This is a genomic window from Gordonia sp. McavH-238-E (genome assembly GCF_022348225.1).
Classification (GTDB): Bacteria; Actinomycetota; Actinomycetes; order Mycobacteriales; family Mycobacteriaceae; genus Gordonia; species Gordonia terrae.
Genome location: NZ_JAKRFE010000007.1, coordinates 159,224 through 175,531, shown reverse-complemented (window position 1 = coordinate 175,531; position 16,308 = coordinate 159,224). Strand labels below are relative to the sequence as shown.

Below are 16,308 nucleotides of genomic sequence, written 5' to 3'. Positions count from 1 at the left end.
ATGGGTGTTCGTATCGGAGTCGTGGGTGCGACCGGTCAGGTCGGTGCCGTCATGCGAACCCTGTTGGCCCAGCGCAACTTCCCGGCCGACGAGGTGCGGTTCTTCGCGTCGTCGCGTTCGGCAGGCAAGACGCTGCCGTGGGGCGACGGCGAGATCGTCGTCGAGGACGCCTCGACCGCCGACCCGTCGGGTCTGGACATCGCGCTGTTCTCCGCGGGGGCCACGATGTCCCGCGAGCAGGCGCCGCGGTTCGCCGCGGCCGGCGTGACCGTCATCGACAACTCGTCGGCGTGGCGCAAGGATCCCGATGTGCCGCTGGTGGTCTCGGAGGTCAACGGCGAGCTGGCGAAGAACCCGCCCAAGGGGATCATCGCCAACCCCAACTGCACCACCATGGCCGCGATGCCGGTCCTCAAGCCGCTGCACGACGAGGCCGGCCTCCAGCGACTGATCGTCTCGAGCTACCAGGCTGTCTCGGGCAGTGGCCTGGCCGGTGTCGAGGAACTCGCCGGTCAGGTGCGTGCTGTTGCCGGTGAGGCCGAGAAGCTGGTCCACGACGGATCTGCTGTCGAGTTCCCGGCGCCGAACAAGTACGTCGCGCCGATCGCCTTCAACGTGCTGCCCCTCGCCGGGTCGCTCGTCGACGACGGTTCGGGTGAGACCGACGAGGATCAGAAGCTGCGCAACGAGTCTCGCAAGATCTTGGGCCTCCCAGAGCTGCTCGTGAGCGGCACCTGCGTGCGGGTGCCGGTGTTCACCGGACACTCGCTGTCGATCAACGCCGAGTTCGCGAGTCCGCTGTCGGTGGCGCGCGCCCAGGAGATCCTCGGCGCGGCCGCCGGTGTCGAGCTCGCCGACGTGCCGACGCCACTGGCGGCCGCGGGCAACGACGCGTCGCTCGTGGGCCGGATCCGCCGGGACCCGGGTGTTCCCGAAGGTCGCGGACTCGCGCTCTTCATCTCGGGGGACAACCTCCGAAAAGGCGCTGCGCTCAACACCATCCAGATCGCCGAACTGCTGGTCTGAGCGGTCCCTCCCGAGCGGTCAAGGGGTCTCTTCGGAGACAGCTGCCGCCGCCTCGGTGATGATCGCCCGCATCGACGCCTCCGCGACCTCCGGGTCGCGGAGGCGTATTGCTCTGGCCACGTCGTCGTGCAGTGCGATGGCGGCCGGTTTGGGGGTCGCCGGCATCATCCCGTGATGGGTGCGTCCGGCCAGGACCTCGTTCACCACGCCGGTGAGTGACCGGAACATCTCGTTGCCGCTCGCCTCGAGCAGGGTCCGGTGGAAGACCTTGTCGGCCAACAGGTATGACTCGAGGTCGCCGGTGCGGCCATGCACCGACATGTCCGACACCGCCGCGGCGAGGATGCGGCACTGGTGTTCGTTCGCGCGTTCCGCGGCCAGCGCTGCCGCCACCGGTTCGAAACCACGCCGCAACTCCGACAGTGTCGCCAGGAACTCGGCGCGCTCACCGCCGTCGAGCCGCCACCGGATCAGCCGTGCGTCGAACACGCTCCAGCGCGTCCGCGGTTGGATGGTGATGCCGACGCGCCGCCTCGACTCGACCAGACCCATCGACTCGAGTACCCGGATCACCTCGCGGGACACTGTCCGGGAGACGCCGTGTTCGGCACTGATGGAGTCGAGGGTCAGCACGCTGCCGGCCGGCTGTGCTCCGGACACGATGCGTCTGCCGATCGCCGCAAGGATCTCCTCGTGCCGTTCGGGTGCGCTTCGTGTGCCCTGACTCACCGTTTCATCTTCTCATTAGTCGAGGTCCGGCCGAATGTGCGTACTTAATGGCAGGACTGGCTTGCAAAAGTATGACTATTGAGGCAGCCTACGTGATCAGCAGCACAATGTCGTGAGGAGTGAACATGCGATCACCGATTGTCGTCATGGGGGTGTCGGGGTCCGGTAAGTCGACGGTCGGAGCAGCGCTGGCGCAGCGTGTGCGCGTGCCGTTCGCCGACGCCGACGACTTCCACCCGGCGGAGAACATCGCCAAGATGTCGGCCGGACAACCGCTCGACGACGACGATCGCGGTCCCTGGCTCGAATCGATCGGGGTCTGGCTGGCCGAGCACGGGAGCGGTGGCGTCATGAGCTGTTCCGCACTCAAGCGCGACTACCGGAACCGCCTCCGCGAGCACGCGCCGGCGACACTGTTCGCCCACCTGGCCGGCTCGGTCGATGTCATCTCGCGACGGCAGGCGTCGCGGCCCGGGCACTTCATGCCTCCGGCGCTGCTCGCCTCGCAATTCGAGACCCTGGAGCCGCTGACTGCGGACGAACGCGGGTTCACCGTCGATGTCGACCAGAGTGTGGACGCCATCGTCGACGAACTGGTCGCATCCCTGCCCGACACGCACGTTGACGGCGAGGAGAGCTGACGATGTCGACGACGACCACGATCCTCGCCGCCGGTGCGGACCTACCCGAACCCGTTGCCCCCGGTTGGCAACTCATTCTCGCGGCGCTGGCCGGCATCGCCGTCATCGTCGTCGCGATCACGATCGCGAAGGTCCACCCCTTCCTCGCGCTCGTCGGCGGCGGTGCGACGGTCGGCATCGTCGCGGGTGAGTCCATCCCGACGGTCCTCGAGTCGTTCACCGCCGGATTCGGCACCACCGCAGCGGGTGTCGGCATCCTGATCGCACTCGGTGCCATGTTCGCCAAACTCCTGGCGGACTCCGGCGGGGCCGACGAGATCGTCGACACGATCGTCGGTCATGCGTCACCGCGGATGCTGCCGTGGGCGATGGCCCTCGTCGGCGCCATCATCGGGCTGCCGATGTTCTTCGAGATCGGTCTCGTCCTGCTGATGCCGGTGATCTACCTGGTGGCCCGACGATCGGGACTCGGTCTGATCCCGATCGGCATTCCCGCGCTGGCCGGGCTCTCGGCGATGCACGGCTTCGTCCCGCCGCACCCGGGCCCGCTGGTGGCGATCGACGCTCTCGGCGCCGACCTGGGCATGACCCTCGGACTCGGTGTGCTGGTGGCCATTCCGACCATCATCGTGTCCGGACCGCTGTTCGGTGTGCTCGCCGGGAAATGGGTGACGGTCGACGCCCCGACGACCTTCGACGTCGATCCGGCAGACGGCCCGACGACGAAGCGGCCGTCTTTCGCGATCACCATGTTCAGCGTCCTGCTGCCCGTCGTGCTGATGCTGGGCAAAGCCATCGCCGAGATCTTCATCGCCGACGAGGACCAGCCCCTGCGCAAGGTGCTCGACATCCTCGGCACCCCGCTGATCGCGCTGCTGATCGCCGTGATCGTCGCGATGTTCACCCTCGGCCGTGGGTCCGGGATGGACCGCGAGACGATCTCGAAGTGCACGGGTGCGGCACTGCCCGCCATCGCGGGAATCCTGCTGATCGTCTCGGCCGGTGGCGGATTCAAGGAGGTGCTCGTCGACACGGGTATCGGCACCCTGCTGGCGGACTGGGCCACCGGTGCGAACGTCTCCGTCCTCCTGCTCGCCTGGACCCTCGCGGCACTGATCCGCCTCGCGACCGGTTCGGCGACGGTGGCCACCATCACCGCGTCGTCGCTGATCCTCGGACTGGTCGACGGCATGGGTTCGGGAGAGCTCTCCCTGGTCGTCCTGGCGATCGGTGCCGGCTCGGTGTTCCTGTCGCACGTCAACGACGCCGGCTTCTGGTTGGTGAAGGAGTACTTCGGGATGACCGTCGGCCAGACCTTCAAGACCTGGTCGATGATGGAGACCGTCCTGTCGGTGACCGGACTGATCGTGGTACTCGCTCTCGGCGTGGTCATCTGAGCCGCGCGGCCGCGCCTGAAACCCACCCTCAGCAGCCGGGCCGTCGACATATCGTCGTCGAGCAGTCTGTGGGGGGTGGGTTTCAGAGGCGGATTTCTGCTGGGGTCCGGTAGCTTCACCTTCCATGACGCGGATGAAGCGGGTCTGGACGGCGGTGGTCAGCGGAGTCATGGCGATGGCGGTGGGTCTCGCGTACCCCGCGGTGGCGCAACCGGACTCGCCGAGCGTTGGGCTCGGACCGGCCGACACCTCGCTCATGCACGGCGATCTCGCCTCCACCGACTCCACGTCGCATCGCGGACCCGGCCGCGGTGCCCGGTTGGCCGCCTCCTCCGTCCCCGGCGGAGCCTGTGCGGCGACCTTCGTGGGCCGCGACGGGATGCCGGTCGCGTTGTGCACGCAGTTCGTCGGAACGACGCCGCCCGCATTCGCGGCACCGACGGTCGTCCTCTTCGATCCCCGGACCGCGCAACCGTTGGCGTCGACGCAGCTCACGAAGGGCGGCCTGCTCGGCGGTGTGTACGGCTACCTCGACGACCGTGACCGGGTGGTCGTAGCCGACGGCTCGAACTCGATTCTTCGTGTCGCGCATGCGAAGACGGCGAACGGCTGGCGGGTCTACGTCGATGATCGGGTCGACGTCGGCCAGGCGATCCCGGCGGGTGACGCGATCACCGGCCTGGCGCCGGACTTCGACGGCCGCGTCTGGTTTGCGACCACGGGTGGGGTGGTCGGGACGGTCGACCGGCATCGCGCCGTCCGGTCCACCCGGCTCCCGGCGGGAGAGGAACTGGGCAACGGCCTGTCCATCCGGCGGACCGGTGCGTCGATCCTCACGACGCAGGCGCTGTACGAGATGCGCGCCGACCCGGGCGCGGCACCGCGAGTCGTCTGGCGTCGCGCCTATGACCGGGGACCGGCACGCAAACCCGGGCAGCTCACCTGGGGTTCGGGAACGACGCCGACCTATTTCGGTCCGGGCGGCGACGGGTGGGTCGCCATCGTCGACAACGCGGAGCCGCCGAGTCTTCGTGTGCTGCGCAGCGACGACGGTTCCGAGGTTTGCCGGATGCGGGCCTTCGCGAGGTCGGGGCCGGGCACCGAGAATTCGCCGATGGCCTGGGGCAACTCGCTGGTCATCCCGAGTACCCACGGCTACCAGTACCCGCCGATGGCGGTGCGGGGGCCGTCGGTCCCGGCCGATGCCCCGTTCGTCGGCGGCGCCACCCGCATCGATGTCGGCGACGGCGTTTGTCGTCGCGTGTGGGAGAACGACGACCGGATCGCCACGCTTCCCAAGCTGTCTCGCGCGGATGGGCTGATCCATGCGATCGGGTACGGACCTCTCGAGTCGGGCCGCCCCCAACAACTGGGTGAAGTCGTCTACCTCGCAACCGACTTCGCGACGGGGCGGCGGGTGGCGACCGTGCCGGTCGGGGCGGCACCATTCGACGAGCCGCTCGAACTGACCGGAACCATCACCGCGGATGGAACACTGTGGCAGGCGACTCTCGGCCGCATGCTGAAGGTGGCGCCGGGTCGCTGAATCGCCTCTCAGCGATACCCGTCGGCCGTTGTCGGCTCCGAGGTTCGCGAGACATCGGGAACTGCCTGTCCGACTTCGGATTCGCGTGTCGCCGGGGAAGTGGTCGGCGTCGGGGGCGTCGAGGTCTGTGGGCCATCGGTCGGTGAGGCCGGGTCCGTGGACGGCTCGGTCGACGATGATCCCGGGGTCTGCGACGCCGAACTCGGCGAGCCGGATTCGCTCGGGGTCGTGCTCGACACGGACGGGGCGGTGCGGGCCTGACGTCCGGGTGCTGCCCCGGGACTCGTCACCGTCCCCGGCGTCGCGCACGACGAACTCAAGACAGCCTTCGTGATCCGATGGGTCAGTGTGGGACTCGGCGAGATCCAGAAGTTCCCCACGCGGGAGACGAGATGAACCGTCGTCGAGCTGGGGAGCAGATCCAGGAGACCCGCACTCACCGTGTAGCTGACGGTCCCCGACGCCTGGGCCGGTAGGTCCTGGGTACTGAGCAGGAGACCGGTCGTCGTGGCCCGGAACTCGAGCCGGTAACCGAACGCGGGCCCGACCACCGGCCAGCTCAAGAGGGCGCTCGTCAGCAGTGTTCCCTGGGTCGCACAGGTGAAGCTCGCCGGCCGGGGCGCGGTGCCCAGCGTCATCGTCACCTGGCCGACCGTCCGGTCCGTCATTCCCGCTCGGGCGGCACCGGGCGGCGAGGCGACAATCAACGTCGCCGACAGCGCACCGACGAGGACGATCGGCATCCCGGCATGCGTGGCGCGTCCGGGGACGCCGGGGTGCGGTGCGGCCGCCCGGTGCCGACCGCTGCTGCGTCTGCGCCGGTGGGGTCCGAACACGGCGATGAGCAGCCAGACCGCCAGGACGATGCCCGCCGCGCGGGCAGCGGGCGTCGACGACCACGCGACGGCATAACCGAGATAGGGGACATCGGCCATCACGCGCTCGACGTCGGTGACGACATACGGGGTGAGGTCGGGTTCGGTGTTCGCGTCACCCTTCAGTACGAGCGCCACCGAATTGCCCGCGCCGGCATCCACGTTCACCACCCGGTGGGTGATCCGATTGCCGTTGTCGGCGGTCACGCTCACGACGTCACCCGGCTCGACCGCGCCGGCCGGGACCTCGCGAGCGAGGGCGAGGGAACCGACGGGGATCGCCGGCTCCATCGATCCGGACCGGAAGACGAGTGGTGTGATGCCGAACAGCACGGCCGAGAAGGCCAGGCACATACAGACCACGCCCGCGACGGCACCGACGCTCAGCGCGACGTCGGTTCCTCGCCCGGGCCGGCGACCGGGGGTGACGGGCTCAGGCATTCGCCACCCCGGTGCCGTCGAAGGTGAACAGGACGCCGCCGGTTGCGGCCTGGGTGGCATTCGATGCCGTTGCGGGCAGCGTGAACTGAAGGCACAGGATCTCGGCTCCGGTGCCGGCCGCGAGTGGGCCGCGCGTACCGAGGATGGCGGCGTCGGCGCCGGTCAGCGGCATGGTGGGAACCGTGGGGGTGCCGTTGCAGGTCGATCCCGAGATGGTGCCGCCGACCACGACGGCGAGTTGTACCGCGGTACCGGCCGTGCCCGTCCCTCGGACCTTGGTCGTGTAGGTTGCGGCGACATTGCCCCGACTCTGGACGGTGACACGTACGGCGGCGGATTGTCCGGGCAGCAGCGCCGACCCGAGTGGCACCGACAGCGGCGCGGCCTGAGTCGCGTTCACGTTGTCGAGCCACAGATCGACGGTGCCGGTGGTGAAGGTCCCGGAGGTGGTCGTCGTGGTTGCCGACCAGGCGGCCAGTGTCCCGACTGTGCCGAGTCCGAGAACGATCCCGACCGACAGCACCGCACGGACGCGGGTCGACCGCAGGAATCGTCCGAACCCGCGCGCGGCCGCGCGCATCGTGCTCATCGCGGCGCGGATCCGGTCGACACCCGCCGCCTGTCGACGACCGCACCGACGAGCTGAACGGCGGCATAGAGCCCGAGGGCGCCCGCCATGACGGTCACCACCAGAACGCGAGTGTCTCCGGTGAGCCAGTTGTTGACGTGACCGAGGTACGGGATCGAGTACCACACCGCTCCGCGGATCTGGGCCGGCTCCACGGACCCGGGGTCGGGCTGTGGGTTGTTGTCGCCCTGCGTCGTATACGTACGTCCGCCGGTACTGTCCATGCCCGTGGCGATGATCCGATGCGTGACGACTGCGGGTTCGCCCGACCGGATCTGGAAGGTGATCACCTCGCCGACCGGCAGGCGGTTCGTGTCCGAGTCCCGGACCACGACCAGCGTGCCCGGTGGATAGGTGGGTCGCATCGACTCCGTCAGCACCGTGTACGGCTGGGCGTTGCCGACGAGTGGGATCACGACGAGCGCCAGGACCAGTGCCGAGACCGCGAACACGAGTAGCCAGGTGACGATCGTGCTGACCCACCACCAGGGTCCGGTGCGCGACGGATCCGCCTCCGTGATCGACCGAGTGTCGGTGTGCCGGTGGCTCATACCTGCTCCGCCCGGAAGCCGAAGACGTGGGTGTAGGTGGCCGGTTCGGCCCCGGCGACGGAGATCAGCGTGCTCCGGACGCACCAGGTGTCCTGCGCCCCGGCGGCCAGGGTGCGGAACGCCGATGCGACGGTCGAGACGGAGCCGACGCCCGACAGCGTCGGGAAGGCGCTCGTCGGCCCGAGAGCCGATGTTGCCGTACAGGTTCCACCGATTGCCCCGGCGAGGGTCACCGTGACCGTCGACGCCGTCGACACCTGTGGGCCGGCGGAGGTCAATCGGTACCGCAGTGGCGTCGTCCCCGTGTTGACGATCGCCAGCGGCGCCTGCCGGAACTGGTTCGGGACGAGAGCCGCTCCGGTCAGCTCGGGAAAGGTGTAGACGTTGTCGGCTCCCGAGCCGGTGGCGAGGGCCAGTCGGCCGGTGGCCACCTGGCCGGGAGCCGACGACGCGGTCTCGGTCCAGTACGCCCCGGTCGAGCGCACCGACACCGCGATCAGGACGACCACCACCGCGAGCGCGACCGCGCCCGCGACGGGCCCGAACACGTGGCGCGACATGCGCATCCGTCGATCGTCGTGGTCGCTCAGGCGCGTTCCTGCTGCAGGGTCACCTGCAGCTGCGAGAGGTTGACCGTCGAGTTGATCCCCACCTGATCGGGGGTGTCGCGATCGAAGTCCACCGTGACGGTGACGTCCACGGTCTTTCCGTTGTCGGCCGTCGTGATCACGCTGCTCGGAATGGGCGCGCCGCCGAAGGTCGCGGTGTTCGTGACCGTCACCCAATCCGTCAGCGCTGCCGGAATGACGTTGGTGCCCTGATTCGTCGTGGTGATGCGCGCGGTCAGGTTGTCGCCGATCGCCGCGACCCGGTAGCTCGCGGTGAACTGCAGGACGTCGCCGGGCACCATCCGGAAGTTCGCCGGATCGATGTCGACCGGGGCCGCGGGATTCGAGACATCCTGCCACTGACCCGCATTCACTGCTGTCAGATCGAGCGTTCCGGTCTGGACGTCGCCGGAGTCGGTGGTCTCGCTGTCGCTCCACAGGGCGTAGGTGCCCAGGCCGCCCAGCAACAGCAGCACGGCCGCCACCGCTGCGAACAGACCCTTGCTGACCTTCTTGTTCACTTTTTCGCCTCTCGTCGTGGTGTGCCGATTCGCCCGAGAATTCGATCGAAATGGGGTCGGAATCGACGCGAGAAATGTACCGATCCGACTTCGAGGCTATTCGTTTGAATGGGTGAGGGAAAAGTGGCGGTCATTCTTTTTGGGGAACGCGAGCGAAATTGCGCATTGTTCAATCACGAGACCGTAACGAATTCTTTCGCTGCACTGAAATGACCGGGCCCCGTGGGGAGGATGTTCGGCCCACCGCGTCGGGACTCCGTCGCCGGCTGCTCCCCGGACGCCGGAGTGGGGAACTCCTGGTGCCGGACCCCCCGGACGCGATGCCAGTCACCTGACTCAAGTTACTGTGGGGTAGGTTACACAGCCATGAACGTGAGGTCGGGGAAGAACATGACTCATCGCAGGACATCGAGACGCATCGTCGGTGTCGCCGGCGCGCTGGTGGCGGCCTGTGCCGCATCCTTGGTTCCGGCTGCGGCCGGTACCGCTGCCGCGGCGGATTTCTACAGCCCACCGGCCCGGTATGCATCCGAGCCGGGTTCGGTGATCCGCAGCCAGCCGAGTCCGCTTCTGCTCCAGATCCCCGGGATGGCCGGTCAGTGGCCGGGGACGGCGCGCACCGTGATGTACACCTCGCGTCGTTCCGATGGGACACCCGTCCCGGTCACCGGCACCGTCGTCGAGCCCACCGCGCCGTGGCGCGGCAAGGGTCCGCGACCGACTCTGGTCGTCGGTTCCGGAACGATCGGTCAGGGCGACCAGTGCGCCCCGTCGAAGCTGATGGGTCTGCCGATGGCGGTCGACCTCACGAAGCCGAGCATCTCGGTCAACTACACGGCACCTGAGATGTACTACATGCTCGTCCACGGCGTGCGGGTCTTCGTCACCGATTACGTCGGGATGGGCACGCCGGGTGTCCACACCTACGTCAACCGCGCCGAGTCCGGGCAGGCCATGCTCGACGGTGCGCGGGCCGCGCTCGACCTCTCGGGCGCGCCCGCCGATGCGCCGGTCGGCTTCGCCGGGTACTCGCAGGGCGGGGGAGCCGCGGCGTCGGCCGCCGAACTCGCCGAGACCTACGCGCCCGAGCTGAACGTCCGCGCCACCTATGCCGGCGCACCCCCGGCCGACCTGGAGAAGGTCATCCCGGCGATCGACGGCACCACCATCGCGGGTGCGATCGGTTTCGCGATCAACGGACTGACCGAGCGGTATCCGAACGTCGCCGACGTGGTGCGCCGAGAGACCAATCCGACCGGCAAGGCCGCACTGAAGCAGATCTCGACGAGTTGTATCGGCGACATCATCCCGGCCTTCGGTTTCCGCCGCGTCGAGACGTGGACGCGAACCGGTGAGACGCTGTCGGCCCTCATCGCGCGATCGCCGGGGCTGCAGGACGTGGTCCGCCAACAGCGGATCGGACGCCTGAAGCCGAACGCGCCCGTCTTCGTCGAAGGCGGACTGCACGACGACGTGATCCCGTACGGCCAGGTCGCGCAGCTCGCCGCGGACTGGCGGGCTCAGGGCGCCGACGTCACCTTCGTCACCGATCCCACCCCGCCCATCCTGACCAAGTCGATCGTCAACCACGTCGTGCCCATGCTCGGGACATTCGTGCCCGGGATGGAATTCGTACTGACCGAGTTCCGGAAATAGGCCGCACGTTGTCGGGCGTTTCTCGGCGCTGGAGGGCCGCCGGGGCGAGTGGCAGGATCGGGGCATGACGGATCCGAAGGACCCGACCGGCGGGACGTCCGGCGACCCGGCCGGGTTTGACCCCGACCGTGTCCCGAGCCAAGCCGAGCTGGATGCCGAGGACCTGGCCGCCCTCGAACGATCCTCCCGAGACCGGGACCAGGCGGCGCTCTATCCGGCCCGGCCCGGCGATCCCGGACGGCCACCGGATGCGCTCGCCGTGCACGCACGGATCGTGTGGTGGGGCGCTGCGGTGATCGGGTTGGTGCTGACGATCTACGGCTTCTTCAACCTGGGGACCATCACCGACGACCTGCGTGGCCGGTTGCTCGAAGGAGTGGTGGCCGACCCGGCGAACTCCGCCCCGGAGAGCGAGGTCGATACGCTCGCCGGGTTCTTCCCGCCGTTCATGCTGGTGATGATCATCGTCGTGCTCGCCATCGAGTACGCGTGCCTGGTCACCGCTGCCACACAGCACAGCCGCCACCTCCGGAACTTCTTCCTGGCTGCCGTCGTCGTGCACCTGTTGTGCATCCCCGTCGGCGTCGACCTTCTCTTCCGGTACCCGGACGTGTCGTCGACCATGGTCGTCCTGAGCTATGCGCAATTCGTTCTGCTCGTGGTCGCCGCCCTCTGCACCCTGCGTCGCCCGGTCAACCTATGGCTACCGGAGTCGACCCGGATGAAGCCGACGCGGATGATGCGCGGACGCTGAGCCGGTTGCGGAGCCCGGTGTCGCGACCATCATGTCACCGACGGCGGTGTCGCCGGAATGTTCGGTGAACGGAACGGGTTGGAATGACCGTTGGCCGAACCCGCACTGAGTATCCAGGAGGATGTCGAATGGCAATCGAACCGGTGTACACCATCTCGTCGAAGGCGTCCGGCGGTGGACGCGACGGCGAAGTCGTCTCGGCAAGCGGCCAGATCGACCTGGACCTGCGTCCGCCGAAGGAACTCGGTGGCAACGGCGAGGGAACCAATCCGGAGGAGTTGTTCTCCGCGGGCTACGCGGCCTGCTTCCTGAGCGCGCTTCGTGCCACGGCCAAGCAGGCGGACACCCCGGTCCCCGACGGGGCAACCGTGGACGTGACCGTCGGAATCGGGAAAGACCCCGCGGACAACGGATTCGGGCTCACCGTCGCCATCGAGGTGTCGCTGCCCGGCCTCGACGAGGCCAAGGCCAAGGAGCTCGCCGACCTCGCGTACACGTTCTGCCCGTACTCGAAGGCGACCAAGGGCAACATCGACTCCGCGGTCACCGTCCGCGTCTGACCGCGTCGCACAGCGCAGTCGGAGCACGACTGCGACCAGCTATGACAAGAAGGGAGTTCTTGATCATGACCACCACTCCGATCACCAGCACACTCACCGACGAGCAGCAGTCCGTCGCCGGAAAGGCGTTGCAGGACACTCTCGTCGATCTCATCGACTTGTCGCTCATCGCGAAGCAGGCGCACTGGAACGTGGTCGGCAAGCAGTTCCGATCGGTGCATCTCGACCTCGATGAGCTGGTCACGGTGTCCCGGGAGTTCACCGATGCGGCGGCCGAACGGGCCACCGCGATCGGCGTGAGCCCCGACGGCCGTGCCGAGACCGTCGCGAAGACCGCCCACACCAAGGGATTCGGTGAGGGATGGACCAAGGACAGTGACGTCGTCGAGGCGATCGTCGACAATCTCAAGGCAGTCGTCGCGGGTCTCCGCGAGCGAATCGGGGTCACCGAGGAGGCCGATCCGGTCACCCAGGATCTGCTGATCTCGTTCGCCTCGAAGCTCGAGCAGCTGCACTGGATGTGGCAGGCGCAGATCGCCTAGCGAGCCGCCTGACCCTCTCACAGCAACGAACCCCCGCCGGGCGGTCCAGCCCGGTGGGGGTTCGTTGTGTCTCGGGTCGCCGGTCGGTCAGTCGACGGGCCGTGTGGAGACCGGGGTTTCGGTGGACGGGGCTTCGGTGGACGGGGCCGAGTCCGGATCCGAGTCCTCGCCGGCGTAGGAGTCGCTGAAGGACACCCGTGGCGTGGTCGCCGAGTGATACAGCGCGATGCCGACGTACACCAGCGTCGAGACCCCGAAGACGCCTGCGGCCACGATCGTCGCGACGTGCACGACGGTCGCGAACACGCCGTCGAGTGATCCCACCGCGAGCGCTCCCGCTCCGGCGAGCACCGCACCTAGAAGCGCCCACGCGGCGCTCCGAATCCACGGCGCGACCACCGAGGCGTAGAAGAGCCGGTGATAGATGGTCAGCGAGAACTCGTCGACCGCGGCCAGCCGCACCTCGTCGTCGCCGGCGAGGTCGCGCAGTTCCCGGGCGAGCTGGGTCTGGCGCTGCAGGGTCGTCGATTCCCGTTCGCGGTATCGCACGAATCCGACGACGCCGAACGCCGTAGCCACGAGTCCCAACCCGACCATCACACCCCAGTAGTCCACGACATGCACGCTACAACTAGAACCTGTTGCAGTCGTGAAGCGGGTCACAGGGCCGCGTCGTCGTGGCCGGTCACGGCCTCGCCCCCGCGGTGGCCGTCGAACCCGCACTGCCGGCGCTGCTACGTTGGGCGACCGTCTGCGCCGGAACGGACGGACCGGGGCGAGCCCGGCAGCCGCGCGGAGGATTCGGCAACGAACGGGAGGGTGCGCGGGTGACCGGTCGGGTGATCTGGACGTCGATCGTGTGCGTGGTCGTCGGCCTCGTCGTGAGCGCTTCGGCAACCGGTGTCGGGGCGTCTGGCGTCGGGGCGTCCGGGATCGGTGCGTATACGAACCCGCCGCCGGGCGTCGGCGTGCTCTCCGGCGATGTACCGGAGTCCGTTCAGCTCAGTCGCGAGCTGTACGCCCGATCCGACGAGGCGATCCTGGTGGGTCCCGACGCACTCGACGACGCCGCCGGCCGGGCCGCTGCAGCACGTGTCGCACAGGACAAGCACGTGCCGGTCCTGGCCGTGACCCCGCAGACGGCGCCCAGCGTCACCGACGAACTCCGACGACTCGGGGTCGAGACCGAGGTCCGGCTCGGCCGGGTCGATGGCATCCCGTCGCCGCGTATCTCGGCGGCTCTCGACGACCTGCGGGGCAACGCCTCGAGGTCGGGGACCGCACCGGTGGTGATGCTGACCCGCGACGCCCCGGCCGACGCGATCATGACGGCACGGTCGGCGGCACGTGTCGTCGAGGTGCCGGTACCCGACCCGCGTGCGACCGCCGAGTCGGTGGCCACGATCGAGGCGGCCGCGTCCGAACCTGCCGCCGTGCGGGCGGTGGGACCCGGCTTCGGCACCACCGAGGAGTTCGCCCGGCGCGTCGAACTGGCCCGCGACACACCGGAACTGCCCGGCGGTGGGCAGGTCGTCTTCCCGGGCAGGCGGATGGTGGCGTTGTACGGCTCGCCGGACGCGCCGGCGCTCGGTCCCCTCGGCCGGCAGGGCATCGCGGCGTCGATAGACCGGGTGCGTCGCCTCGCCGCCGAGTATCAGCGGGTGAGTGCCGAACCGGTGGTCCCGGCGTTCGAGATCATCGCGTCGGTCGCCTCGGCCGAACCGGGCCCGGGGTCGACCTTCACGAACATGATCGATCCGGAGACCCTGCGGCCCTGGGTCGAGGCCGCCGGCCGCGCCGGGGTCTACGTGACCCTCGACCTCCAACCGGGGCGCATGGACTTCCTGACGCAGGCGCGTCGCTACGCCGACCTGCTGGCCCAGCCGCATGTCGGCCTGGCGCTGGACCCCGAGTGGCGGCTCGAACCCGATCAGGTCCATCTCACCCAGATCGGCTCGGTCGGGGCCGGGGAGGTCAACCGGACCTCGGAATGGCTCGCCGGACTCGTCCGAAGCCGCCACCTCCCGCAGAAATTGTTCGTGCTGCACCAGTTCGACGCCGGGATGCTCGACGATCGGCCCGCGATCGTGACCGACCGCGACGAGTTGCAGGTGGTTCTGCACGCCGACGGGCACGGCACCCCGGACGTCAAGATGGAAACGTGGCGCAGATTGGTCACCGATCTCCCGGCGGGGATGTGGATGGGCTGGAAGAATTTCTACACGGAGGACAAGCCGACGTTCTCGCCCGCGACCACGCTGGCGGTGCGCCCGTCCCCCTGGTTCGTGTCGTATCAGTGACTCCGACGTCACCGTGCGGTCCGGGCCGGACGGACGTCGTTCGCGGCGGTTCACCGCGGGTTCCGAACGGGACCCGGAGAACTGCAACTCCGCCCGGTGGCGGGGCCGCACCGACGTGAAGGAGCGCCCGTGGCGACATCCCTCTCCACCCTGCCCACCGCTGCCGAACTCGCCGCGTGCCCCACGCCGACCGAGCGCGCCGACCCGCTGAAAATCCTGGCGGCGCAGGCACAGACCCGGGTCGCCGACCTGATCCCGGTGCGGCACGCCCGGATGTCGGCCACCCCGTTCACCTTCTACCGCGGTGCGGCCGCGGTGATGTCCGACGATCTGTCGCGAACCCCGGACACCGGGATCATCACGCAACTCTGTGGCGACGCACACCTCAGCAATCTCGGTCTCTTCTTCAGCCCCGAACGTCGAATGGTGTTCGACCTCAACGACTTCGACGAGACGCACGTCGGCCCGTTCGAGTGGGACGTCAAACGCCTCGCGGCGAGCTTCGCGATCGCCGGACGCAACAACGGATTCGACGACGCGGTCAACCGCAAGGTCGCCAAGACCGTCGCCAAGTCGTACCGGCGGGCCATCGCGCGCAGCGCCACGCAGACGACGCTCGAGAACTGGTACGCCGGCATCGACGCCGACGACTTCCTGACGGATTTCGGTCCGAAGCTCGACACGTCGATGAGTGAGCGTACGCAGAAGGCCCTCAAGAAGGCGCGTCACCGCGACAGTGCCCAGGCCCTTGCGAAGCTCTGCGTGATCGACGCCGACGGTACGGCGCACATCCGCAGTGACCCTCCGCTTCTGGTCCCCCTGCACGAACGGTTCCCGGCGGAGACCGCCGACGTCGTCGCGGAGCGGGTCCGCGAGCGGATCAGTGCCTACCGCGACACCGTGCCCCTGCACGTGGCGGCGCTCCTCGACCAGTTCGAGATCGTCGACATCGCGTTCAAGGTGGTGGGCGTCGGCAGCGTCGGTACGCGGGCATGGATCATCCTGCTCACCGGCGAGGAGATGGGTGACCCGCTCTTCCTCCAGGTCAAGGAAGCGCAACGCTCGGTTCTCGCCGACCATGTGCCTGCGTCCGGCTTCGACAACCAGGGCCAGCGCGTGGTCGAGGGTCAGCGACTGCTCCAGGCGACCAGCGATCTGTTCCTCGGCTGGTCGACGGGGACCGACGAGAACGGCGAGCGACGCGACTTCTACGTGCGCCAATTGCGGGATGGCAAGGGTTCGGTGGTCGTCGAGGCCCTGAGCCCGGAGGGCATGAAGTTGTATGCGCAGTTGTGCGGTCTGGTCCTGGGTCAGGCGCATGCGCGCACCGCGAGCCGCTTCCGGATCGCCGAGTACCTGGAAACCACCAAGGGCTTCGGCGAGGCCATCGCCGAGTTCTCGATCGGCTACGCGGATCTCAACGACTCCGACCATTCGAGGATGATGGAGGCCATCGGCCGCGGTGAACTCGAGGTGTACGACCTGGCGGCCGAGGGAAAGAGCTGAGTCCCGTCCGTTCGGCCGGGACCGCCC

The 16,308-nt window shown here is 68.6% G+C and carries 17 protein-coding genes; 10 read left to right on the top strand and 7 right to left on the bottom strand.

Translation table 11 applies throughout. The features are described from left to right. On the top strand, positions 1-1,026 hold the full coding sequence (locus tag MHN80_RS12390; RefSeq protein WP_239401977.1) for an aspartate-semialdehyde dehydrogenase: 1,026 nt from the start codon (positions 1-3) through the stop codon (positions 1,024-1,026). A gap of 18 nt (positions 1,027-1,044) precedes the next feature. On the opposite strand, the gene MHN80_RS12385 is transcribed toward MHN80_RS12390, so the two are convergent. Beyond that, complete coding sequence (locus MHN80_RS12385; RefSeq protein WP_239401976.1) at positions 1,045-1,755, bottom strand: FadR/GntR family transcriptional regulator; 711 nt, start codon at positions 1,753-1,755, stop codon at positions 1,045-1,047. 125 nt (positions 1,756-1,880) lie between these two features. On the opposite strand from MHN80_RS12385, the gene MHN80_RS12380 reads away from it, so the two are divergent. From MHN80_RS12380 to MHN80_RS12370, 3 genes are all read left to right on the top strand, one after another. Beyond that, positions 1,881-2,396, top strand: coding sequence for a gluconokinase (locus MHN80_RS12380; protein ID WP_239401975.1), 516 nt, complete (start codon positions 1,881-1,883; stop codon positions 2,394-2,396). A gap of 2 nt (positions 2,397-2,398) precedes the next feature. Beyond that, a complete protein-coding gene (locus MHN80_RS12375) occupies positions 2,399-3,793 on the top strand; it encodes a GntP family permease (protein WP_101821022.1) in 1,395 nt (464 codons plus the stop codon). 133 nt (positions 3,794-3,926) lie between these two features. Beyond that, positions 3,927-5,339: a hypothetical protein gene (locus tag MHN80_RS12370; protein ID WP_239402182.1), complete on the top strand. Its 1,413-nt coding sequence runs from the start codon at positions 3,927-3,929 to the stop codon at positions 5,337-5,339. Positions 5,340-5,347: 8 nt separating this feature from the next. Here the strand turns inward: MHN80_RS12370 and MHN80_RS12365 are convergent, their stop codons facing one another. From MHN80_RS12365 to MHN80_RS12345, 5 genes are read right to left on the bottom strand one after another with little or no spacing between them, the layout of a single operon-like run. Continuing rightward, the gene (locus tag MHN80_RS12365) at positions 5,348-6,655 is read right to left on the bottom strand and encodes a signal peptidase I (protein WP_239401974.1); all 1,308 of its coding nucleotides are present in this window, start codon (positions 6,653-6,655) and stop codon (positions 5,348-5,350) included. Beyond that, complete coding sequence (locus tag MHN80_RS12360) at positions 6,648-7,244, bottom strand: SipW-dependent-type signal peptide-containing protein (protein WP_239401973.1); 597 nt, start codon at positions 7,242-7,244, stop codon at positions 6,648-6,650. The genes MHN80_RS12365 and MHN80_RS12360 overlap by 8 nt, the downstream gene beginning before the upstream one ends. Further along, a complete protein-coding gene (locus tag MHN80_RS12355) occupies positions 7,241-7,834 on the bottom strand; it encodes a signal peptidase I (protein WP_239401972.1) in 594 nt (197 codons plus the stop codon). The genes MHN80_RS12360 and MHN80_RS12355 overlap by 4 nt, the downstream gene beginning before the upstream one ends. Further along, on the bottom strand, positions 7,831-8,400 hold the full coding sequence (locus MHN80_RS12350) for a hypothetical protein (RefSeq protein ID WP_239401971.1): 570 nt from the start codon (positions 8,398-8,400) through the stop codon (positions 7,831-7,833). Before MHN80_RS12350 ends, MHN80_RS12355 begins: the two co-directional genes overlap by 4 nt. Before the next feature lie 20 nt (positions 8,401-8,420). Further along, the gene (locus MHN80_RS12345) at positions 8,421-8,963 is read right to left on the bottom strand and encodes an alternate-type signal peptide domain-containing protein (protein ID WP_239401970.1); all 543 of its coding nucleotides are present in this window, start codon (positions 8,961-8,963) and stop codon (positions 8,421-8,423) included. A 390-nt stretch (positions 8,964-9,353) separates the two neighbouring features. On the opposite strand from MHN80_RS12345, the gene MHN80_RS12340 reads away from it, so the two are divergent. The 4 genes from MHN80_RS12340 to MHN80_RS12325 all read left to right on the top strand — a co-directional run bounded on the left by MHN80_RS12340 (position 9,354) and on the right by MHN80_RS12325 (position 12,475). Then, positions 9,354-10,619 (top strand): lipase family protein, encoded by a 1,266-nt coding sequence (locus MHN80_RS12340; RefSeq protein ID WP_239401969.1) that lies wholly within the window; start codon positions 9,354-9,356, stop codon positions 10,617-10,619. A gap of 64 nt (positions 10,620-10,683) precedes the next feature. After that, positions 10,684-11,373 carry a hypothetical protein gene (locus tag MHN80_RS12335; protein WP_239401968.1) on the top strand — a complete coding sequence of 230 codons (690 nt, stop codon included), beginning with the start codon at positions 10,684-10,686 and terminating at the stop codon, positions 11,371-11,373. A gap of 128 nt (positions 11,374-11,501) precedes the next feature. Beyond that, the gene (locus tag MHN80_RS12330) at positions 11,502-11,933 is read left to right on the top strand and encodes an organic hydroperoxide resistance protein (RefSeq protein WP_004023349.1); all 432 of its coding nucleotides are present in this window, start codon (positions 11,502-11,504) and stop codon (positions 11,931-11,933) included. A 65-nt stretch (positions 11,934-11,998) separates the two neighbouring features. After that, positions 11,999-12,475 (top strand): Dps family protein, encoded by a 477-nt coding sequence (locus MHN80_RS12325; RefSeq protein ID WP_004023350.1) that lies wholly within the window; start codon positions 11,999-12,001, stop codon positions 12,473-12,475. Positions 12,476-12,562: 87 nt separating this feature from the next. Here MHN80_RS12325 and MHN80_RS12320 read toward each other — a convergent pair whose 3' ends face one another. Continuing rightward, on the bottom strand, positions 12,563-13,099 hold the full coding sequence (locus tag MHN80_RS12320; protein ID WP_239401967.1) for a hypothetical protein: 537 nt from the start codon (positions 13,097-13,099) through the stop codon (positions 12,563-12,565). 203 nt (positions 13,100-13,302) lie between these two features. Here MHN80_RS12320 and MHN80_RS12315 point away from each other — a divergent pair, with 203 nt between their 5' ends. Both MHN80_RS12315 and MHN80_RS12310 read left to right on the top strand, forming a co-directional pair. Further along, positions 13,303-14,775 carry a hypothetical protein gene (locus MHN80_RS12315; RefSeq protein WP_239402180.1) on the top strand — a complete coding sequence of 491 codons (1,473 nt, stop codon included), beginning with the start codon at positions 13,303-13,305 and terminating at the stop codon, positions 14,773-14,775. 129 nt (positions 14,776-14,904) lie between these two features. Further along, positions 14,905-16,281, top strand: coding sequence for a DUF2252 domain-containing protein (locus MHN80_RS12310; RefSeq protein WP_239401966.1), 1,377 nt, complete (start codon positions 14,905-14,907; stop codon positions 16,279-16,281). Positions 16,282-16,308: the final 27 nt, after the last annotated feature.